General features: G+C 71.5%; 17 protein-coding genes. 10 read left to right on the top strand and 7 right to left on the bottom strand.

Going from position 1 to position 17,035, the window contains the following annotated elements; all coding sequences use genetic code 11:
* Positions 1 to 2: 2 nt before the first annotated feature.
* Entirely contained in the window at positions 3 to 374 is a 372-nt protein-coding gene (locus tag GRX01_RS11980) for a hypothetical protein (RefSeq protein ID WP_159667606.1), read from the bottom strand.
* A gap of 127 nt (positions 375 to 501) precedes the next feature.
* Here GRX01_RS11980 and GRX01_RS11975 point away from each other — a divergent pair, with 127 nt between their 5' ends.
* Both GRX01_RS11975 and GRX01_RS11970 read left to right on the top strand, forming a co-directional pair.
* The gene (locus GRX01_RS11975) at positions 502 to 1,374 is read left to right on the top strand and encodes a sugar phosphate isomerase/epimerase family protein (RefSeq protein ID WP_159667602.1); all 873 of its coding nucleotides are present in this window, start codon (positions 502 to 504) and stop codon (positions 1,372 to 1,374) included.
* The gene (locus GRX01_RS11970; protein WP_321168066.1) at positions 1,371 to 2,318 is read left to right on the top strand and encodes a carbohydrate kinase family protein; all 948 of its coding nucleotides are present in this window, start codon (positions 1,371 to 1,373) and stop codon (positions 2,316 to 2,318) included. Before GRX01_RS11975 ends, GRX01_RS11970 begins: the two co-directional genes overlap by 4 nt.
* Positions 2,319 to 2,391: 73 nt before the next feature.
* On the opposite strand, the gene GRX01_RS11965 is transcribed toward GRX01_RS11970, so the two are convergent.
* Positions 2,392 to 3,693, bottom strand: coding sequence for an MFS transporter (locus GRX01_RS11965; RefSeq protein ID WP_321168065.1), 1,302 nt, complete (start codon positions 3,691 to 3,693; stop codon positions 2,392 to 2,394).
* A gap of 187 nt (positions 3,694 to 3,880) precedes the next feature.
* On the opposite strand from GRX01_RS11965, the gene GRX01_RS11960 reads away from it, so the two are divergent.
* Both GRX01_RS11960 and GRX01_RS11955 read left to right on the top strand, forming a co-directional pair.
* Entirely contained in the window at positions 3,881 to 5,095 is a 1,215-nt protein-coding gene (locus GRX01_RS11960) for a M24 family metallopeptidase (RefSeq protein ID WP_159667596.1), read from the top strand.
* A 152-nt stretch (positions 5,096 to 5,247) separates the two neighbouring features.
* Positions 5,248 to 6,060, top strand: coding sequence for a ZIP family metal transporter (locus tag GRX01_RS11955; RefSeq protein WP_159667593.1), 813 nt, complete (start codon positions 5,248 to 5,250; stop codon positions 6,058 to 6,060).
* Positions 6,061 to 6,117: 57 nt separating this feature from the next.
* Here GRX01_RS11955 and GRX01_RS11950 read toward each other — a convergent pair whose 3' ends face one another.
* The 3 genes from GRX01_RS11950 to GRX01_RS11940 all read right to left on the bottom strand — a co-directional run bounded on the left by GRX01_RS11950 (position 6,118) and on the right by GRX01_RS11940 (position 9,871).
* Positions 6,118 to 6,402, bottom strand: coding sequence for a DUF7545 family protein (locus GRX01_RS11950; protein WP_073307536.1), 285 nt, complete (start codon positions 6,400 to 6,402; stop codon positions 6,118 to 6,120).
* An 82-nt stretch (positions 6,403 to 6,484) separates the two neighbouring features.
* On the bottom strand, positions 6,485 to 7,627 hold the full coding sequence (locus tag GRX01_RS11945) for an NAD(P)/FAD-dependent oxidoreductase (RefSeq protein WP_394351383.1): 1,143 nt from the start codon (positions 7,625 to 7,627) through the stop codon (positions 6,485 to 6,487).
* Between the two features lie 60 nt (positions 7,628 to 7,687).
* Positions 7,688 to 9,871 carry a universal stress protein gene (locus GRX01_RS11940; RefSeq protein ID WP_159667587.1) on the bottom strand — a complete coding sequence of 728 codons (2,184 nt, stop codon included), beginning with the start codon at positions 9,869 to 9,871 and terminating at the stop codon, positions 7,688 to 7,690.
* Between the two features lie 217 nt (positions 9,872 to 10,088).
* Here GRX01_RS11940 and GRX01_RS11935 point away from each other — a divergent pair, with 217 nt between their 5' ends.
* The 3 genes from GRX01_RS11935 (at position 10,089) to GRX01_RS11925 (ending at position 12,022) form a co-directional block, all read left to right on the top strand.
* On the top strand, positions 10,089 to 10,592 hold the full coding sequence (locus GRX01_RS11935) for an Lrp/AsnC family transcriptional regulator (RefSeq protein WP_159667584.1): 504 nt from the start codon (positions 10,089 to 10,091) through the stop codon (positions 10,590 to 10,592).
* 117 nt (positions 10,593 to 10,709) lie between these two features.
* Positions 10,710 to 10,997, top strand: a complete 288-nt coding sequence (locus GRX01_RS11930) for a DUF357 domain-containing protein (RefSeq protein ID WP_159668007.1) — start codon at positions 10,710 to 10,712, stop codon at positions 10,995 to 10,997.
* Positions 10,998 to 11,071: 74 nt separating this feature from the next.
* Positions 11,072 to 12,022 carry a universal stress protein gene (locus GRX01_RS11925; protein ID WP_159667581.1) on the top strand — a complete coding sequence of 317 codons (951 nt, stop codon included), beginning with the start codon at positions 11,072 to 11,074 and terminating at the stop codon, positions 12,020 to 12,022.
* A gap of 15 nt (positions 12,023 to 12,037) precedes the next feature.
* Here GRX01_RS11925 and cysS read toward each other — a convergent pair whose 3' ends face one another.
* Entirely contained in the window at positions 12,038 to 13,573 is a 1,536-nt protein-coding gene (cysS, locus tag GRX01_RS11920; protein ID WP_159667578.1) for a cysteine--tRNA ligase, read from the bottom strand.
* A 106-nt stretch (positions 13,574 to 13,679) separates the two neighbouring features.
* Entirely contained in the window at positions 13,680 to 14,237 is a 558-nt protein-coding gene (locus GRX01_RS11915; RefSeq protein WP_159667575.1) for a DUF7523 family protein, read from the bottom strand.
* A gap of 298 nt (positions 14,238 to 14,535) precedes the next feature.
* Here GRX01_RS11915 and GRX01_RS11910 point away from each other — a divergent pair, with 298 nt between their 5' ends.
* From GRX01_RS11910 to GRX01_RS11900, 3 genes are all read left to right on the top strand, one after another.
* Positions 14,536 to 14,790 (top strand): hypothetical protein, encoded by a 255-nt coding sequence (locus GRX01_RS11910; RefSeq protein WP_159667573.1) that lies wholly within the window; start codon positions 14,536 to 14,538, stop codon positions 14,788 to 14,790.
* 130 nt (positions 14,791 to 14,920) lie between these two features.
* Positions 14,921 to 15,799, top strand: a complete 879-nt coding sequence (locus GRX01_RS11905; RefSeq protein WP_159667570.1) for a CbiX/SirB N-terminal domain-containing protein — start codon at positions 14,921 to 14,923, stop codon at positions 15,797 to 15,799.
* On the top strand, positions 15,800 to 17,011 hold the full coding sequence (locus tag GRX01_RS11900; RefSeq protein WP_159667567.1) for a DR2241 family protein: 1,212 nt from the start codon (positions 15,800 to 15,802) through the stop codon (positions 17,009 to 17,011).
* Positions 17,012 to 17,035 lie beyond the last annotated feature (24 nt).

Raw genomic sequence — 17,035 nt, 5'->3', positions numbered from 1 at the left:
GTCTACGACGACGCGAGGAACACCAGCGGCTCCCAGTCGCCCCGTTCCTCCGGCGGTAACTCCGTCCCCGCGGTGAACGCCCGGTCGTGGACCGCCCGCGCCGCCGCGAGAACGGCCGCCGACGCCTCGAGCGTCGCCGCGAACTCGCGCCACACGCGCGGCGGAACGAGCAGGTAGTACGCCCGGCCGTCACGACGGACGAGCGGGTCGTACTCGAACGCCCGCCGGTACTCGAAGACGAGGTCGGCGACGCCCGGATACGCCCGCACGTCGGCCTGCATCGTGGCCAGCGTCCTCCGCACGGCGGACTCGTCGACCCCGGCGGCCGTCGCCGCGTCCGCGACGTGTGGCGCGAGCGGACCGAGATCCTCCATGCGTCGGGGTGTGCCCCGCGACGACATGAGCGATGCGGTGGTCGACGGCCACGCGATCGGTCGAGGAGCATGCGTGGACCGACGATCGATGCGGTGGGTCGAAGTTCCGACGGGTGGTACGGGCGGTATGAACGTCGACATCGGATTCGTCACGCAGCTCGGCATGGGCCTCCCGGACGCGGTGGCGATCGCGGCCGACCACGGCTACGACTACGTCGAGGTGATGCTCGACGGCGCCGGCGCGCGCGACCGACTCGCCCCCCGCCGCGACGAACTCCGAACGGCGCTGTCCGACCACGGCGTCGACTGCACGGTCCACCTCCCGTTCGGATCGATCGACCCCGGCTCCCCGTTCGACGCCGTGCGCTCCGGCGCGGTCGCCGAGCTGGAGGCGCATCTCGACCTCGCGTCGGCCCTCGGGGCGACGAAGGCGACAGTACACCCGACGACGGACGCGTGGGCGCCCGCCCACGACGACGCGACGGTCGGCGACGCGATCGTCGAGTCGGTCCGCCACCTCGACGGCTACGCCGCCGACCGCGACGTCGAACTGGTCGCCGAGAACATCCCGAAGGGGCGGTTCGACACGAACCGGATCGACGAACTGCTCGACCGCACGGACGTGTCGATGTGTCTCGACACGGGTCACGCCCGCGTCGACGGCCGCGACGACGGCGGCATCGCGGCGTTGATCGACGCCCACGCCGACCGGATCTCGCATTTCCACCTGAACGACGTGCGCGGCGCGAGCGACGAGCACCTCCCGGTCGGTGCGGGGTTCGTCGACTTCGAGCGCCTGTTTCGGGCGCTCCCCGACGACTGGACGGGGACGCTCTCGGCGGAGGTGTTCACCCACGACGCCGGCTACCTCGGCCACAGCCTCGACCGGATCGAGGAGTCGCTTTCGGCGGCCGAGGCTGACCGAGCGGACGGTTCGGGCGCCGTCGACGGCGCGAACGCCGGACGCGACGCCGACGGCGGCGAGGAGGGCGGGGAGTGAGGCGGCTCGTCGTCGGCGAGTGCATCGTCGACCTCCACCCCGAGGGGGCCGAGTCGGGCGACCACGGCGACGCCGGGACGTACGCCAGACGGCCAGGCGGCGCACCCGCGAACGTCGCCGTCGGCCTCGCGCGCCTCGGCGAGGCGCCGGCGCTGTGGACCAGACTGGGCCGGGACGGCTTCGGCGACTTCCTCGCGTCGACGCTGCGCGAGGAGGGGATACCGGGGGCGTACGTCGAGCGCGACCCGGACGCGCCGACGGGCCTCGCGGTCGTCGCGCTCGACGCCGACGGCGACCGGTCGTTCTCGCTGTACCTCGACGGCACCGCGAGCACCCGGCTGGAACCCGGCCGGGTCGACGACGACGCGCTCGCGACGGTCGACTGGCTCCACGTCGGCGGCGTCGAGCTCGCCCACGATCCCTCGCGCTCGGCCGTGTTCGACCTGCTGGATCGGGTCCCGGACGGCGTCACCGTCTCGTTCGACCCGAACGCGCGCCCCTCGCTGTGGCGGGAGTTCGACTACGCCGACACGCTCGCGCGGGTGCTCCCGGACGTGGACGTGCTCGTCGCGTCCGTGGAGGACCTCGACCCCGCAGGATACGAGGGGACCGCCGAGGCTGTCGCGTCCGCGGTCGTCGCCGACGGTCCCCACACCGCGCTGATCACGCGCGGCGCGGCCGGGGCGGACGCCCGCTCGACCGCCGACGCGCCGTGGGGCGCCGGCCACGCCGAGCATCCGGGCTTCGACGCCGACGTGGTCGACACGACCGGTGCGGGCGACGCCTTCACCGCGGGCGCGATCGACGCGCTGGACGGGGGGTCCTCCCTCGCGGAGGCGCTCCGCTTCGGCAACGCCGTCGGCGCCCGGGCGACGACGGCGCAGGGGGCGATGGCGGCGCTGCCGACGCGGGAGCAGGTGGCGGCGTTCCTCGATGACGGGTAGGCCTCGGGGCGCCGCTCGACGTGGAGGAGGCGTCTGGACTCGGCGCCGACACGAGCGGCCGGCGCCGGTTCGCTCACCGCGCCAACATCACGAGCACGAGCCCCGTCAGCACCAGCGCCGCGCCGAGGCCGAACGTCGGGAGGTAGCCCGCGGCGCCGGCGACGACGCCGCCGAGCGCGGAGCCGACCGCCGTGGCGAGGCCGGCGGCCGCGGCCTGAACGCCCAGGGCCGCCCCCCGGTTCCCGTCGTCTGCGAGCCGGGTGACGATGCTCGCGGAGGTGATCGCGATGACCGCCCACGTCACGCCGATGAGCCCGAACACCAGCGAGAAGCCCGCCAGCGCGGGGAGCACGAGCGCGACGAACGCGACGCCGGGGAACAGCCCGGCACGCCCCGCCAGCGCCGCCGCCTGGACCGACCGCGGCGCGTACTTCCCCGCGAGCCGTCCCGCCGGGCCGTAACACACCGCGGAGCCGAGGTTGCCCGCGAGGTAGACGGCGAACACCGCCCCGTCGTCGACGCGCTCGGCGAGGAACGCCGGCACCGGCCCCCAGAAGACGGCGAAGCCCAGCGAGAAGACGACCACCGCGAGGACGTACCGCCGCAGCGACGGGGAGAAGCCGGCGAGGGGGTTCGGGACCCCCGCACTCTCCCGACGCGGTCGAGTCCCGTTTCCGAGCGTCCGCAGCCCCCAGAACACCCGAGTCGGGCCGTAGAGGCTCGCGCGGAGGTAGCGACCGGCGCCCCAGTTCGAGCGCGAAAGCCGGTCGTACACCCGCCGGAAGCGCTCGGCGGAGACGGTCGACGGCTCCGGATACCACACCCGCGCGAGCAGCAGGGCGGCCGTCGCGACGACCGCGAGGACGAGAAACAGCAGTCGCTGGCCCCTGATCGGGGCGACGCCGAACCGGGGGACGGCGAGCGTCCACGCGGTCCCGACGACGAGGCCGGCCACCCAGCCGTACCCCTGCCAGGCGTTCAGGGAGGCGATGCGGCCGTCCCACTCCTCGACGGGCGCGCCCTCGACGACGATCAGGTTCAGGACGGGCACCGCGGCGGCGACGACGAACCACAGCGCCGCGTTGAGCGCGAGCACCGCCGCCGGCGTCGTCGCCAGCGGCACGAGCGCGAGCACGCCCGCGGTCGCCCCGAGCGCGACGAGGACGAACGGGCGCCGCCGGTGCGTCTTGGCGGCCAGCGCGGCCCACGCGAGCGCGCCGGGAACGCCGACGAGCGCCGCGGTCGCGGCGATGAGGCCCACGAACGCGAGGCTGGCGTCCAACGCGATCGCGTACAGCGGGACGAGCACCGAGGCGCCGCCGACGGCGGCGTACCCGAGCCCCCACGCGATCAGCCAGCGGCGGTTCCGATCCACGGCCGAGGGTGTTCCGGGGGCGAGAAATTCCTTGCGCAATCGTACGACAACGACGGGTAGCGGGCTCGACCGAGCGACGGGCGCGTTCGAGACGACGAGGACCGCGATCCCGGGTATCGACGGGCGGCGGGGGCTCCGGGTTTCGGGCTCCGACGCGTTCAACTCGAAGGCGGGGGAACCGTCGCGCATGAACGACACCGACGCGCCGCACGCCCGCCGCATCGACGCCGTCCGCGACCGCCTCCGCGACAGCGAGTGCGACCCGCGAGACGGAGAGGCGACCCGTGAGCGCGCCGCCGACGCCGTCGTCCTGTTCCCGAGCACGAACCTCCGGTACCTCACGGGCCACAGCGAACACCCGAGCGAGCGCCACTTCCTGCTGTTCGTGACCGCCGGCCACGACCCGGTGTTCCTCGTGCCCGAACTCTCCGGCGAGCAGGTCCGCACCGGGACTCCCGTCGACGACGTGCGGACGTGGGCCGACGACGACGACCCGACCGCGGCGCTCTCGGCGGTCGCCGACGACCTCGGACTGCGGCGCGGGGTCGACGACCGCGGCGATAGCGCCGGCGACGCCGACGGCGGCGACGGCCCCCGCGTCCTCGTCGACGACACCATGCACGCCCGGTTCACACAGGACCTCCGTGAGGTGCTCCCGGGCGCGACGTTCGGGCTCGCGAGCGAGGTGCTCGCGGACCTGCGCGTGACCAAGGACGACGCCGAGGTCGCGGCGCTTCGCCGCGCGGGCGAGGCCGCCGACGCGGTGATCCGGGAGCTTCGGACCGACGGCGACGACGTGGTCGGGATGACCGAGGCGGAGCTCGCGCGCCACGTCGAGGACCGCCTCGTCGCCAACGGCGGCACGGGCGTCTCCTTCGAGACGATCGTCGGCTCCGGGCCGAACGGGGCGATGCCCCACCACACCCACGGCGACCGCACGGTCCGCGCGGGCGACCCCGTCGTCCTCGACTTCGGCACCCGCGTCGACGGCTACCCCTCGGACCAGACCCGGACCCTCGTGTTCGGCGACGAGTCGCCCCCCGACGGCTTCCGGGAGGTCCATCGCGTCGTCCGCGAGGCGCAGGACGCAGCCGTCGAGGCGGTCGAGCCGGGCGTCACGACCGGCGAGGTCGACGCCGCCGCCCGCGAGGTGATCGAGGACGCGGGCTACGGCGAGGAGTTCGTCCACCGCACGGGCCACGGCGTCGGCCTCGACGTGCACGAGGAGCCGTACGTCGTCGCCGGCGGCGAGCGAGAACTCGAGCCCGGAATGGTGTTCAGCGTCGAGCCCGGGATCTACCTGTCCGGCGAGTTCGGCGTCCGGATCGAGGACCTCGTCGTCGTCACCGACGACGGCTGCGTCCGCCTGAATCGAACCGACCGCGACTGGCGGACGGCGTAGTCCGGAACGTAGTCGGTTTCTGATATGTACGGTACGACGTGATCGGTCGACGATCACGCGTACGTGTTCGGGGTCGGTCGACACACCGATTTCGTCGGACCAAAATAGTCAGCGACGTGAAAGTTATAGTCGCGGCCCGGCTAGCTCCGGACATGGTCGACGCCGGCGCGTACGCGTTCGTGTTCCTCGCGGGGCTCGTCACCGCGCTCGCGACCGGGCTGGGCGCGATCCCCTTCTTCCTCGTGGAGGAGATCGGCGACCGGTGGAACGTCGCGTTGTGGGGGCTCGCGTCGGGGATCATGCTCGGCGCGTCGCTGTTCGGGTTGGTCGTCGAGGGCCTCGCGTATGGCGGCCCGCTGGAGTTGGCGGTCGGAGCGCTCGCGGGCGTCCTGCTGGTCGTCGTCGCCCACGAGGTGATCGAGGGCGCCGAGGTCGACCCCGGGGTGTACGAGGAGGCGGACTTCAAGAAGCTCCTGCTCATCCTCGGCGTCCTCACGGTCCACAGCTTCCCCGAGGGCGTCGCCGTCGGCGTCTCCTTCGCGGAGTTGGGGTTCGACACGCCCGGCGGGGTCCTCGTGTTCGGCACCGCGGTGCCGCTGCTGGCGGTGTTCATGACGGTCGCCATCTCGATCCACAACGTCCCCGAGGGCGTCGCGGTGTCGATCCCCCTGCGCTCGATGGACGTGTCACCCCCGAGGATGGTCTGGTGGGCGGTGTTCTCCAGCCTCCCGCAGCCGGTCGGGGCGGTGATCGCGTTCCACCTCGTCACGCTCGCCGAGCGGTTCCTCCCGGTCGGGTTCGGCTTCGCCGCGGGCGCGATGGTGTATCTCGTGCTCACGGAGTTCATCCCGGAGGCGCTGGAGCTGGGCGAGGGGCTCGCGGGCGACGGCAGGCGCGAGCTCGTCGCCGGCGTCCTCGTCGGGATCGGCGCGATGGTGCCGCTGCTGTCCGTCACGTCGGTGTAGGTCGCGAGAAGCGGTGTTCCGTCGCTGTAGAAGCGGCGTTCCGTCGAGGCGGTCGCGTTAGTGCGAGTGGCCCATCGCGTCCGAGAGGCTCTGCCCGAAGCGCTCCTCGAACAGCTCCTCCGCCTTCTCGTTGATGTCGAGCACGTCCTGGGGCGCCTCGCCCTCGCTGTGGTGGGCGATGGCGTGTGCCTGCTGGGCGAACGCCTGCAGGACCACGTCGCTGATGACCTCGCTGGGGTTCTCGCCCTGCTCGGCGAGCATGTCGACGAGCCCCTCGGGGAGGTCGACCTCGTCGCTGTCTCCGTCGGGACCGGTGATCGTGTAGGTTTCAGTTCCAACCATGGCTCTCAGAAGGGTCACCGGACGTAAAGGTCCGTGGGTCGCGGCTCCCGAGGTCGCCGAGGACTCGGCGACTGCGCCGAGATCAGTCGTCGGCGGCCGCGGGCTCCCCTTCCGGCTGCGCCGCCGCCTCGCGCTTCAGGTCCTCGAGGTAGTCGTCGGCGTCGATGGCGGCCTTACAGCCCATGCCGGCGGCGGTGACCGCCTGCTGGTAGTGGTAGTCGACCACGTCGCCGGCGCCGAACAGCCCGGGGACCCCCGTCTCGGTCTGGCCGCCGCCGGTGCCGCCGACCGTCTCCAGGTAGCCGTCGTCGTCGAGTTCGACGCCCGTGTCCGTGAGGTAGTCGGTGTTGGGCGTGTGGCCGATGGCGTAGAACACCGCGCCGACGTCGAACTCCCATTCCTCGGTATCGGGGCCGTCGAGCCTGTCGGTCGGGTGTCCCTCTGGGTTGCGCACGAGCGTGACCGACTCGACGCCGGCCTCGGCGCTCCCGTGGAGCTCGGTCACCTCGGTGTTGCGCATGATCTCGATGTTCCCGTCGTCCACGTGGTCCATCACGCGGTCGATCCAGTAGTCCTCGGCGCGGAACTCCTCGCGACGGTGCGCGATGTACACGGTGTCGGCGAACTTCGTCAGGAAGCTCGCCTCCTCCATCGCGGCGTCGCCGCCGCCGACGACGAGCATGTCCTCGCCGCGGAAGAACGCGCCGTCACACGTCGCGCACGTCGAGAGCCCGAACCCCATCAGGTCGTCCTCGCCGGGGACCCCGAGCGTGCGCGCGGAGGCGCCGGAGGCGGCGATGACGGCGTCGGCGGTGTACACGTCGCCGTTGGACAGCTCGACGCGGAAGGGCCGCTGTGAGTCGTCCACGCGCTCGACGATGCCGTTCTTCACGTCGGCGCCGAAGCGCTTCGCCTGCTCCTTGGCGTCGTTGATGAACTCCGCGCCGTTGATCCCCTCGGGGAACCCCGGGAAGTTCTCGACCTCGGAGGTGAGCGTGAGCTGGCCGCCCGGCTCGTCGCCCTCGAACACGAGGGGCTCGTTGTTGGATCGGGCCGCGTAGATCGCCGCCGTCAGGCCGGCGGAGCCGGTCCCGGCGATGATCAACGGGCGATGTTCGACGATATCGGAGGCGTCGGTCATTACCGTCCGGTAGGGTCGAACGGGGTTTGTACGTTGTGCTGTCGTGCTCGACTCGCGACCAACAGTATTGTAGCAGTAAGACAAGACAACGCCCGGGGCCAGCGTGCCGGTCGGCACAGCCGGCCGTCAGACCGCACCCGCCCGTCAGAACGCGACCCGCTCGATCAGCCGACGTGCCAGCCCAACGCGGCTTGACTCGTGGGGGTAGACGGTGACGGTTGTACAGCCCGGGTTCGGGAACTCCGGCCGCTCGTCGAGCAGGGCGTTTCGGAGCCGGTGGTCGGCGCCGCGACGGACGAGCAGGTCGGGCATCGGGGGACGGCCCCCGTCCGCCCGGACCGACTCGGTCCCGACGGGAACGGACACCAGTTCGGACAGTTCCGAGCGGTAGTCCTCGACGAGCCGCCGCTGTTTGTCCGAGCCGTCGCCGCCCGTCGGCTGCCACAGCGACAGCTCGCCCCCGTTCGCGGCTGCGACCGCCTCAGCAACGTCGACGGCGAGCGGCGGGTACGGGCCGACGTCGCCCGAGAGCACGACCCGTCCGGGGTCGTCGTAGCCGAGGTTGTCGACGAGCAGCACGTCGCAGGGGGCGTGCCTGACGACCCAGTCGATCGGGTCGCCGAACAGCCGTGACCGGACCCGGAGGGGTTCGTGCTCGGCGACGATCGTGTCCACCCCGCGGTGGGCCGCGAAGTTGACGACCGCGTGTTTCGTGTCGTGGCTGACGATCTCGTCGGCCTCGATGGCCACGCCCAACTCGTCGGCGAGCGCGTGTATCCGGGTCTCGAACGAGCGGTCGGCGTCCGACTGGACCGTCGTGTCCTCGGTGAGCGGCGCCTGGTCGGGAACCTCCTCGAACCGGACGGCGACGACGCGGCCGTCGTCCTCGCGGACGAGGTCCGCCGCCAGCGCGACCAGCGCGCGCTCGCGCTTCGGGTCGAGGTCCTTCGTGAGCGCGACCAGCACCTCCCTGGTGTCGGGACGCTCGGCGAGCGCGGACTCGATCTCCGAGAGCGCGTCCCGACTGACCTGCCGCCGGATCGCGTCGGTGGCGGCGCCCTCGCGGTCGACCCGCGAGCGGACGTACAGGAAGTACCAGACGACGCTGCCGACGGTGATGACTCCGGCGCCCGCGAGCGCGATCGTCCCCATCTGCGTCAACAGCAGGAGCCCCGAGACGGTGCCGAACACCTGGACCCACGGGTACAGCGGCGAGGTGAACACCGGCTCGTACTCGGTGCTCCCCTCCCGGAAGGCGATCACGGCGACGTTGATCATCGCGAACACCATGATCTGGAACGCGCTCGCGAGCTTGGCGATGTCGAGGATCGGGACGAACGCGATCAGCGCGAGCAGCACCGCGCCGGTCAGCGTGATCGACGTGACGGGCGTGCCGAACCGCTCGCTGACGGACGACAGCGACGGCGGCGCGAGCATGTCGCGACTCATCGCGAAGGGGTATCGCGACGACGAGAGGATTCCCGCGTTCGCCGTCGAGACGAGCGCGAGCACCGCCGCAATGATGACCGCGACGACCCCCGCCTGCCCGAGCGTCTGTTCCGCGCCGACGGCGACGGGCGTCAGCGAGCCGGCGACGCTGCCGGGGTCGGTGATGCCGACCAGCACGGCGACGACGACGACGTACAGCACCGTCGTGAACGCCAACGATCCGAGGATCCCAAGCGGGATGTTGCGGCCGGGGTCCTCCACCTCCTCGGCGACGCTGGCGACCTTGGTGACGCCCGCGTACGAGACGAACACGAGCCCGGTCGCCGCGAGGACGCCGTCGAGGCCGTAGCCGAAGAAGTCGACGTAGTTCGCGGACTGAACGCTGGGGGCGCTCCCCGCGGCGAACCACCCGAGCGCCGCCAGCATCACGACGACGATGGCGACCTGGAGCCGGCCGGTCTGCTTGGCGCCGACGACGTTCACGAGGATCAACACGGCCGCGAGCCCCAGCGCGACGGGCTTGAGGGGGAGATCGAACAGCAGGAGGAGATACGGAACGCCGCCCACGAGCGCGAGCGCGCCCTTGAACGACAGCGAGAACCACGTGCCGACGCCGGCGATCGTGCCGAGCAGCGGTCCCATCCCGCGTTCGATGTAGATGTACGTCCCGCCCGCCTCCGGCATCGCGGTCGCCATCTCCGACTTCGAGAGGGCCGCCGGAACGACGAGCAGGCCGGCGAGCGCGTACGCGAGGATCACCGCCGGGCCGGCGATCTCCAGCGCCAGCGCGGGGAGGATGAAGATGCCGCTGCCGATCATCGCGCCGATGCTGATCGCGAGGACGGACGGGAGACCGAGGTCTCGTTCGAGTTCCTTCATGATGGAGTTTGGTGCGGGCGACCCGGATCGGGGGACGGAGCCGCCCGGATGCTCGATCGCCCCTACATGACGGAACCAGATAAAACAGGCGTTTCTATTGACGGATCGTCAACGATCGGTATGGATTGTCCCCTACTCGTCTGCAGAAAACCCGCGCCGAGGTCGCACGGCCGACCGGGGAACACTAAAGCGTCGGCGGGAGCACTCCACGATAGAGATGAAGGACGGCGAGTTGGACTCGGTCGACAGACACATCCTCTATTACCTCCAGCAGGACGCACGAGGGACGTCCTCGAGCGACATCGCCGAGAAACTCGACCTCTCGGCGAGCACGGTCCGGACCCGACTCAACAAGCTCGAAGAGTCCGGGATCGTCCGCGGCTACCACATCGACATCGACTACGACCTCGCGGGCTACCCGCTGTACACGAAGATCGTCTGTACCGCGCGCATCCCGGAGCGCGACGAGCTGGGGAGGAAGGCCAGAGAGATCCGCGGCGTGACGGCGGTCCGCGAGATCATGACGGGCGAACGGAACGTGTACGTGAACGCGATCGGTCGCGATCACGACGACCTCGACCGCATCAACCGGGAGTTGGACGAGTTGGGGCTGGAGATCATCGACGAGCAGCTCATCCGCGACGAGCACGTCTGCCCGTACCGCGGCTTCCTCGATCCCGAGGAGGACCCGGAGAACGGAACCGGGGACGACGATTCATGACCGCGAGGACCCGGGGCGGTCGAGCATGCTGTCGTGGTCGGATGTACCGTCGCGGTCGGGCACGCCGTCGCCGCGACCGCGACACCCTCAGGGACCGCCGGCCGGATCGCTCCTGACATGCCCGCCGATCTCGACGAGAAGACGACCAGATACGGGGAGATGCTCGCGGACGCCCTCGCGGCGGCGGAGGTGTGCGTCCCGGAGGGGACGCCGCTGCACGAGATGGCGCTGGAGTGCGAGGAGATGGCCGTCTCCTACCTTGAGGACGGACGGCACTTCCGCGAGCGCGGCGACCCGGTGAACGCGCTGGCGTCGTACTCCTACGGCTACGGCTGGCTCGACTGCGGCGTCCGCATGGGCCTGTTCGCGATCCCCGAGGACACCGAGCTGTTCACCACGGAGTAGCCACCCTCGGGGCGAACGGGGACGCGACGGGAGTCGGCGGCGGATTTATCGTACGATCCATTCAACGTCGCGACATGGACGATCTCGAGTTCGCGGACGTCGTCGTCGCGACCGACGGGAGCGACCCCGCGGCGGCCGCCGTGGAGACGGCGGTCTCGGTTTCGGCCGCTCTCGGTGCGAGACTCCACGCCTGCACCGTGGTGAACCCGTTCGCCATCGGCCAGCGACTGCCCGACCTTCAGGCGGCCCGCGAGGCCGCGGACGAGCGCGTCGCCGCGGTCGCCGAGCGCGCCCGAGACGCCGGCGTCGACGTCGATCCCGTCGTCCGGGAGGGGTCACCCCACCGCGAGCTGTCGGCGTACGTCGACGACGTCGGCGCGGATCTGCTCGTGCTCGGAACGCACGGCCGGGGCGGGACCCGACGCGCGCTGCTCGGGAGCGTCACGGAGAAAGCCGTGCGAACCGCCACGGTGCCCGTGCTGGTGGTCCACGAACACGACCGCCCGGACGGGAACGGGCCCGGCTGGACCGACGCCGAGATCGTGCTCGCCACCGACGGGAGCGACGCGGCGGCCGGCGCCGAACAGACCGGCGTCGCGCTCGCCGGGAGAATCGACGCGCACCTGACCGCCGTCAGCGTCGTCGATGAGGGCGGAACGGTCGCGAACATCGGCGGCGGGATGCTCACCGAGGAGACGATCGCGGCGGTCAGACGGGCGCTCGACGAGCGGGCGGGTGAGGCCGTCGACCGCGTGCTCGACCGCGCCCGCGACGCCGGCGTCGACGCCGACGGCGACGTGATCGGCGGAGAGCCGAGCCGTGCGATCTGCGGGTTCGCGAGCGACGACGACGCCGACCTGATCGTCGTCGGCACCCACGGTCGCGGGGGCATCCGTCGGATCGTGCTCGGCAGCGTCGCCGAACGCGTGATCCGCGGCGCGGACCGACCGGTCCTCGTCGTCCCGGCGGCCTCCGGCTCGTTCATCGAACCGGGGGCGAAAACGGATTCGGACCCGGAGGAGTAGGCGTCGCCGTTCGCGTCAGTCGAACCGGACCACCGAACCGTTCGCTCCGTCCTCGACGGTGAGCCCGAGCGCCTCCAAGTCGTCCCGGAGGCGGTCGGCGCGCTCGTAGTTGCCGGCCTCGCGCTCGGCCTCGCGCACGTCGAGCACGAGGTCCGCGAGGTCGCCGACCAGTTCCACGTCGCCGCCGGCCTCCCGACCGAGTTCGAGCCCGAACACGTCGCCGCCGAACTCCTCGAAGGTCTCGACCGCGCGGCGCAGGCCCCGGTAGTCGTAGGCGGCGGGCGCCGCGTTGTCGCCGTCGTCACCCCCGTTCCCGTCCGCGGCGTCGACGTGCTCGACGTGGCGGTGAACCGCCGTCCCCAGATCGAGGAGGGCGCCGAACGCCTCGCGGACGTTCAGGTCGTCGTTCATCGCCGTCACGAACGCCTCGCGTGCGTCGTCGACCGCCCCCCGAAGGTCCTCGTCGGTCGCCTTCGCGCGTGCGTCGACCGAGTCGCAGGCGTCGACCGCGGTCTCGTAGGCGCGTTCGAGGCGGTCCCAGCGCTCCTCGGCCTCGGCCAACGCGTCCTCGGAGAAGGTCTGGTCGCCGCGGTACTGCGCCCCGAGGTAGAACGTGCGCACGACGTTCACGCCGAACTCCTCGAGGGCGTCCTCGACGGTGAAGAAGTTGCCGAGGCTGGAGGACATCTTGTCCTCGGTCGTCTCCAGCAGGCCGTTGTGGAGCCAGTAGCGCGCGAACGTCTCGTCGGTGGCGGCCTCGCTCTGAGCGATCTCGTTCTCGTGGTGGGGGAACACCAGGTCGCGCCCGCCCATGTGCACGTCGAGGGTGTCGCCGAGGTGGCTGGTCGACATCGCCGAGCACTCGATGTGCCAGCCGGGGCGCCCCTCGCCCCACGGCGAGTCCCACGTCTGCCCGGTCGGGAGGTCACCATCGTGGTCGTGTTTCCGGTGCTCGCGGACGGCCTCCCCGTCGACGCCGCCGGCCTTCCACAGCGCGAAGTCCCCGGGGTGGCGCTTCTCCGCGAGCACGTCGTCGTCCTCGTCGTCGTCCGCCTCCAGATCCTCGGGACGCTGGTTCGAGAGGTGACCGTACTCCTCGAAGGAGGTCACGTCGAAGTAGACGGAGCCGTTCGCCTCGTAGGCGTGGCCCGACTCGATCAGGCGCTCGACGAGCGCGATGATCTCCGGGACGTGCTCGGAGACCCGGGGGTACACCGCCGCGCGCTTGAGGTTGAGCCCGCGCATGTCCTCGATCACCTCGCGGGTGAAGTGGCGGGCCACGTCGGCCTCGGTGTCCCAGCCCTCGCGCTCGCCGACACGGGCGGCGATCTTCTCGTTCACGTCGGTGACGTTCTCGACGTGGCGCACGTCGTAGCCGAGGTGGTCGAGCCACCGATGGAGCACGTCGGCATGGAACCACAGCCGGGCGTGGCCGAGGTGCGCGTCGTCCGAGACCGTCAGCCCACAGACGTACAGCAGGACCTCGTCGTCGCTCGCCGGCTCGAACGCCTCCCGTTCGCCCGTCAGGGTGTTGGTCACGGACAGACCCATATCGGGCGCCGCTACGCGGTCCTCCGTGTTAAACGGTCGAAGATCGAGTCGGCGGGCGGTGGGGGCGGATGCGGCGGGAGACGGGCCCCGGTGCGGAGCGGCGCGGTCAGCCGTCCATCGCGGCCTCGACGGCCCGGAGCGCGTCGGCGCCGGCCCGGCGGCCGACAACCACGGCCAGCCCGCTCGGCGTCACGCCGGCGGCGTCGGCGTCGACCCCGGCGGTGCGGAGCCGCCCGAGCACGCGTTCGAGTGCACGCGGTCCCACGTCGCCGACGGCGACGACAGCGGTCGCATCGCCCGCGTCGGCGGCGTACTCGGTCCCGCCGACGGCGAGCACGGGGTCGGCATCGTCGCCCTCGGCGTCGCTTCCGTCGCGGGCGGCGGCGTCGACCGCCCCGATCCCCCGTACCATCCGAACGCGCGCGTCGCCACCGGCGTCGGAGTCGCCGGCAGCGACGCCCTCCGCGTCGTCTCCGTCGGGCGAACTCCCGTCGCCGCTCAGGTCGTTCGCGAACCGCCGCAGCGCCGTCGCCACGGCGTCGGGGTCGGCGTCGACGTCGAGCGTCGCCGCGGCGGCCGCGTAGTTCACGACGCCCGCGCGGAGGGCGTCGTACAGGAACGGTCGCTCGCGGACGGCGGCACGGGTCTCCTCGGCGACGGTCATGGGCGGGGACGCGGCGGCGGCGGACATAACCGCGACGGTTCCGGTGGGGATGCTGATTCACGGGCGACGGTTCCGGTGGGGATGCTGATTCACGGGCGACGGTTCCAGTGGGGATGCTGATTCACGGGCGACGGTTCCGGTGGCGACACGGACGCGACTCCGGCGGCTGCGACGACTCCGACAGCGCCGCCGTACAACCGGCGACACGCCGCCCACGGAAGCGAGTTTCAGTAAGACCGCGGACAGAAACATCATTCAGATTACCCTTTAGTCGACGGGAGCCCACCGTCCACATGCGATGAGACAACCGACCCAGTTGGGACACGGCGTCCCCGAGCCCGACGCATCGATCGGTCCGGCAGTCGCGGTCGTCGCGGTCGTGCTGGCGGCGCTGCTCGCGTCGTTGTTCCCGCTCGTCGCCGCGGCGGCGGGCGGGGGTGCGATCACGCTCGCCGCGAGACGACTCGTGCCCGCGGCGCGGACGCGGTTCGTCGATCGCCGGCGCCGCCGACGGTTGTGCCTCCCCGATTCCCGCGCCTGTGTCGAGATCTGAAGCGGTCGAGTTTCGGTCCCCCGCTGACGCCCCTCCCCACACTCGTCGGCTTCGCCCCCGTCCCGTTCCCCCGACGCGCCCGCCCTCTCCTGCCGAAGGCGATAAGGTCGCTCCGGCCCTCGAATCGTCCATGAGTCAGGCGCTGGTCATCGTTGCCCACGGGTCGCATCTGAACCCCGGGTCGAGCGCGCCAACCTACGACCACGCGGACACGATCCGCGCGGCTGGCGCGTTCGACGAGGTCCGAACCGGATTCTGGAAGGAGGAACCGAGCCTGCGGGAGGTGTTGCGCACCTGCGAGGCCGACGAGGTGTACGTCGTCCCGATGTTCATCTCGGAGGGGTACTTCACCGAGCAGGTGATCCCCCGGGAGCTCAGGCTGGACGACTGGGACGTGGCCGACTGGGACTCCGACGGGCTCTCCGCGGACGTGGCCACCTACACCGCCGAGGACACCGGCCAGACGGTCCACTACTGCGGGCCGGTCGGCACCCACGAGTCGATGACCGACGTGCTGGTGCGGCGAGCCGAGAGCGTGACGAACGACCCCGACGTGGGGGAGGGCTTCGGGTTCGCCGTCGTCGGCCACGGCACCGAGCGCAACGAGAACTCCGCGAAGGCGATCGAGTACCACGCCGATCGCGTCCGCGACATGGACCGCTTCGACGAGGTGCAGGCCCTGTACATGGACGAGGAGCCCGAGGTCGACGACGTGACCGACTACTTCACCGCCGAGGACGTTGTCGTCGTCCCGCTGTTCATCTCCGACGGCTTCCACACGCAGGAGGACATCCCCGAGGACATGGGCCTCACCGACGACTACCGCACCGGCTACGACGTCCCCGCCGCCGTCGACGGCCACCGGATCTGGTACGCGGGCGCCGTCGGCACCGAGTCGCTGATGGCCGACGTGGTGCTGGAGCGCGCGGCCGACGCCGGGGCCGACGTCTCGGCCGCCATCGAGTCCGTCCGCGAGACGACCCGCGTCGCCCCGGGGGCGGACGACTGAATGCTGGCGCGACAGTTCGACGCGCTGCTAGCGGCCGCCGACTCCGACGACGGGATCGACTTCGACGGGCTACACGTCGCCCACGAGAGCGACGGCGGCTACACCTTCGCCACGCCCGAGCACGAGGCGACCGGCCTCTCGGAGTCCGAGCTCCACGCGCATGCCGACGGGAGCCCGTACGTCACCAACTGGTACTTCTGGGAGCGGGAGGTGCAGCGCCACGAGTCCCCGCGTCGGGCGTTCCTTCGGCACGCGGAGGCGGCCGACGATCACGGCGTCCACGAGCGGTACGACGCGCTCGCCGACGGGATGGTCACCGAGTGGGGCCAGCTCAGGATCGAGGCGACGCTCGCGGACGCCGCGGGCGACGCGACCCCCGCTGACGGCTCCCGCCGCTACGACGTGCGCCACGTCGACGACGCCGACCACCCGGTCGAGGAACTGGAGCGATACGACGATCCGCTGGAGGCCCGCGAGCTGTCGAAACACGACGACGACGGGATGTACCGCCCGCTGAAGACCGGGACGAACATGCCGACCGGGTGGGCGTTCCACGACCTCGATTGGCGCGACGCGGTGGAGACGGTCGAGACGCTGTACCCCGCGACGGTGGCCAACTGGTACCGCGAGCGGGAAGGACGCCTCGACATCGACCACTGGACGGACACGACCGACCGACAGACCGGCATCTACGGCATCGTCTCGGAGCTTCCCCGCGAGGCCGTCGAGTGGGTCGCCGAGGCCGCCTGCGACGACTCCCAGTGCGTGAAGCGCCGCGAGTGGCAGTACGACGAGGGGGACGACCTCGCCGCCGACGGCGGGACCGGCGCGTTCCCGTGCCGGGAGCCGTGCTCGCTCGTGATCGCCGCCGCGCGCAGGTGGACGAAGTTGGAGGAGGAGGAGCCCCGCGAGTACACGTTCCACCTGACGCCCAGCGAGAAGGACCAGATCGAGGGAGTCATCGACGCCGTCGCCGACGGCCGCGTCGACGAGATCCGCGAGGCGGACGTGTACGAGGACGCCAACCGCTACCGGACGCGCTACCTCCGCGCGAAACTGTTCGACGACCACGGCAACTTGGGCAGCGTTCCGACCGATCCCGAGGAGGGGCACGACCACGACGACCACGACGACCACGACGACCACGACGACCACGACGACCACGACGACCACGACGACCACGACGACCACGACGACCACGACGACGAATAGTCCTCACGTCGACGGATCGCCCCG

It is taken from the genome of Halobaculum saliterrae, assembly GCF_009831625.1.
Classification (GTDB): Archaea; Halobacteriota; Halobacteria; order Halobacteriales; family Haloferacaceae; genus Halobaculum; species Halobaculum saliterrae.
The sequence above is the reverse complement of the archived record's forward strand: the minus strand, read 5'-3'. Positions and strand labels throughout refer to the sequence as shown.

Coding starts and splice junctions, on each gene's coding strand:
- GRX01_RS11975 (WP_159667602.1), top strand. CDS start 502: ATGAACGTCGACATCGGATTCGTCACGCAGCTCGGCATGGGCCTCCCG.
- GRX01_RS11950 (WP_073307536.1), bottom strand. CDS start 6,402: ATGGTTGGAACTGAAACCTACACGATCACCGGTCCCGACGGAGACAGC.
- GRX01_RS11930 (WP_159668007.1), top strand. CDS start 10,710: ATGCCCGCCGATCTCGACGAGAAGACGACCAGATACGGGGAGATGCTC.
- GRX01_RS11955 (WP_159667593.1), top strand. CDS start 5,248: ATGGTCGACGCCGGCGCGTACGCGTTCGTGTTCCTCGCGGGGCTCGTC.
- GRX01_RS11915 (WP_159667575.1), bottom strand. CDS start 14,237: ATGACCGTCGCCGAGGAGACCCGTGCCGCCGTCCGCGAGCGACCGTTC.
- GRX01_RS11900 (WP_159667567.1), top strand. CDS start 15,800: ATGCTGGCGCGACAGTTCGACGCGCTGCTAGCGGCCGCCGACTCCGAC.
- cysS (WP_159667578.1), bottom strand. CDS start 13,573: ATGGGTCTGTCCGTGACCAACACCCTGACGGGCGAACGGGAGGCGTTC.
- GRX01_RS11935 (WP_159667584.1), top strand. CDS start 10,089: ATGAAGGACGGCGAGTTGGACTCGGTCGACAGACACATCCTCTATTAC.
- GRX01_RS11910 (WP_159667573.1), top strand. CDS start 14,536: ATGAGACAACCGACCCAGTTGGGACACGGCGTCCCCGAGCCCGACGCA.
- GRX01_RS11960 (WP_159667596.1), top strand. CDS start 3,881: ATGAACGACACCGACGCGCCGCACGCCCGCCGCATCGACGCCGTCCGC.
- GRX01_RS11980 (WP_159667606.1), bottom strand. CDS start 374: ATGGAGGATCTCGGTCCGCTCGCGCCACACGTCGCGGACGCGGCGACG.
- GRX01_RS11940 (WP_159667587.1), bottom strand. CDS start 9,871: ATGAAGGAACTCGAACGAGACCTCGGTCTCCCGTCCGTCCTCGCGATC.
- GRX01_RS11905 (WP_159667570.1), top strand. CDS start 14,921: ATGAGTCAGGCGCTGGTCATCGTTGCCCACGGGTCGCATCTGAACCCC.
- GRX01_RS11925 (WP_159667581.1), top strand. CDS start 11,072: ATGGACGATCTCGAGTTCGCGGACGTCGTCGTCGCGACCGACGGGAGC.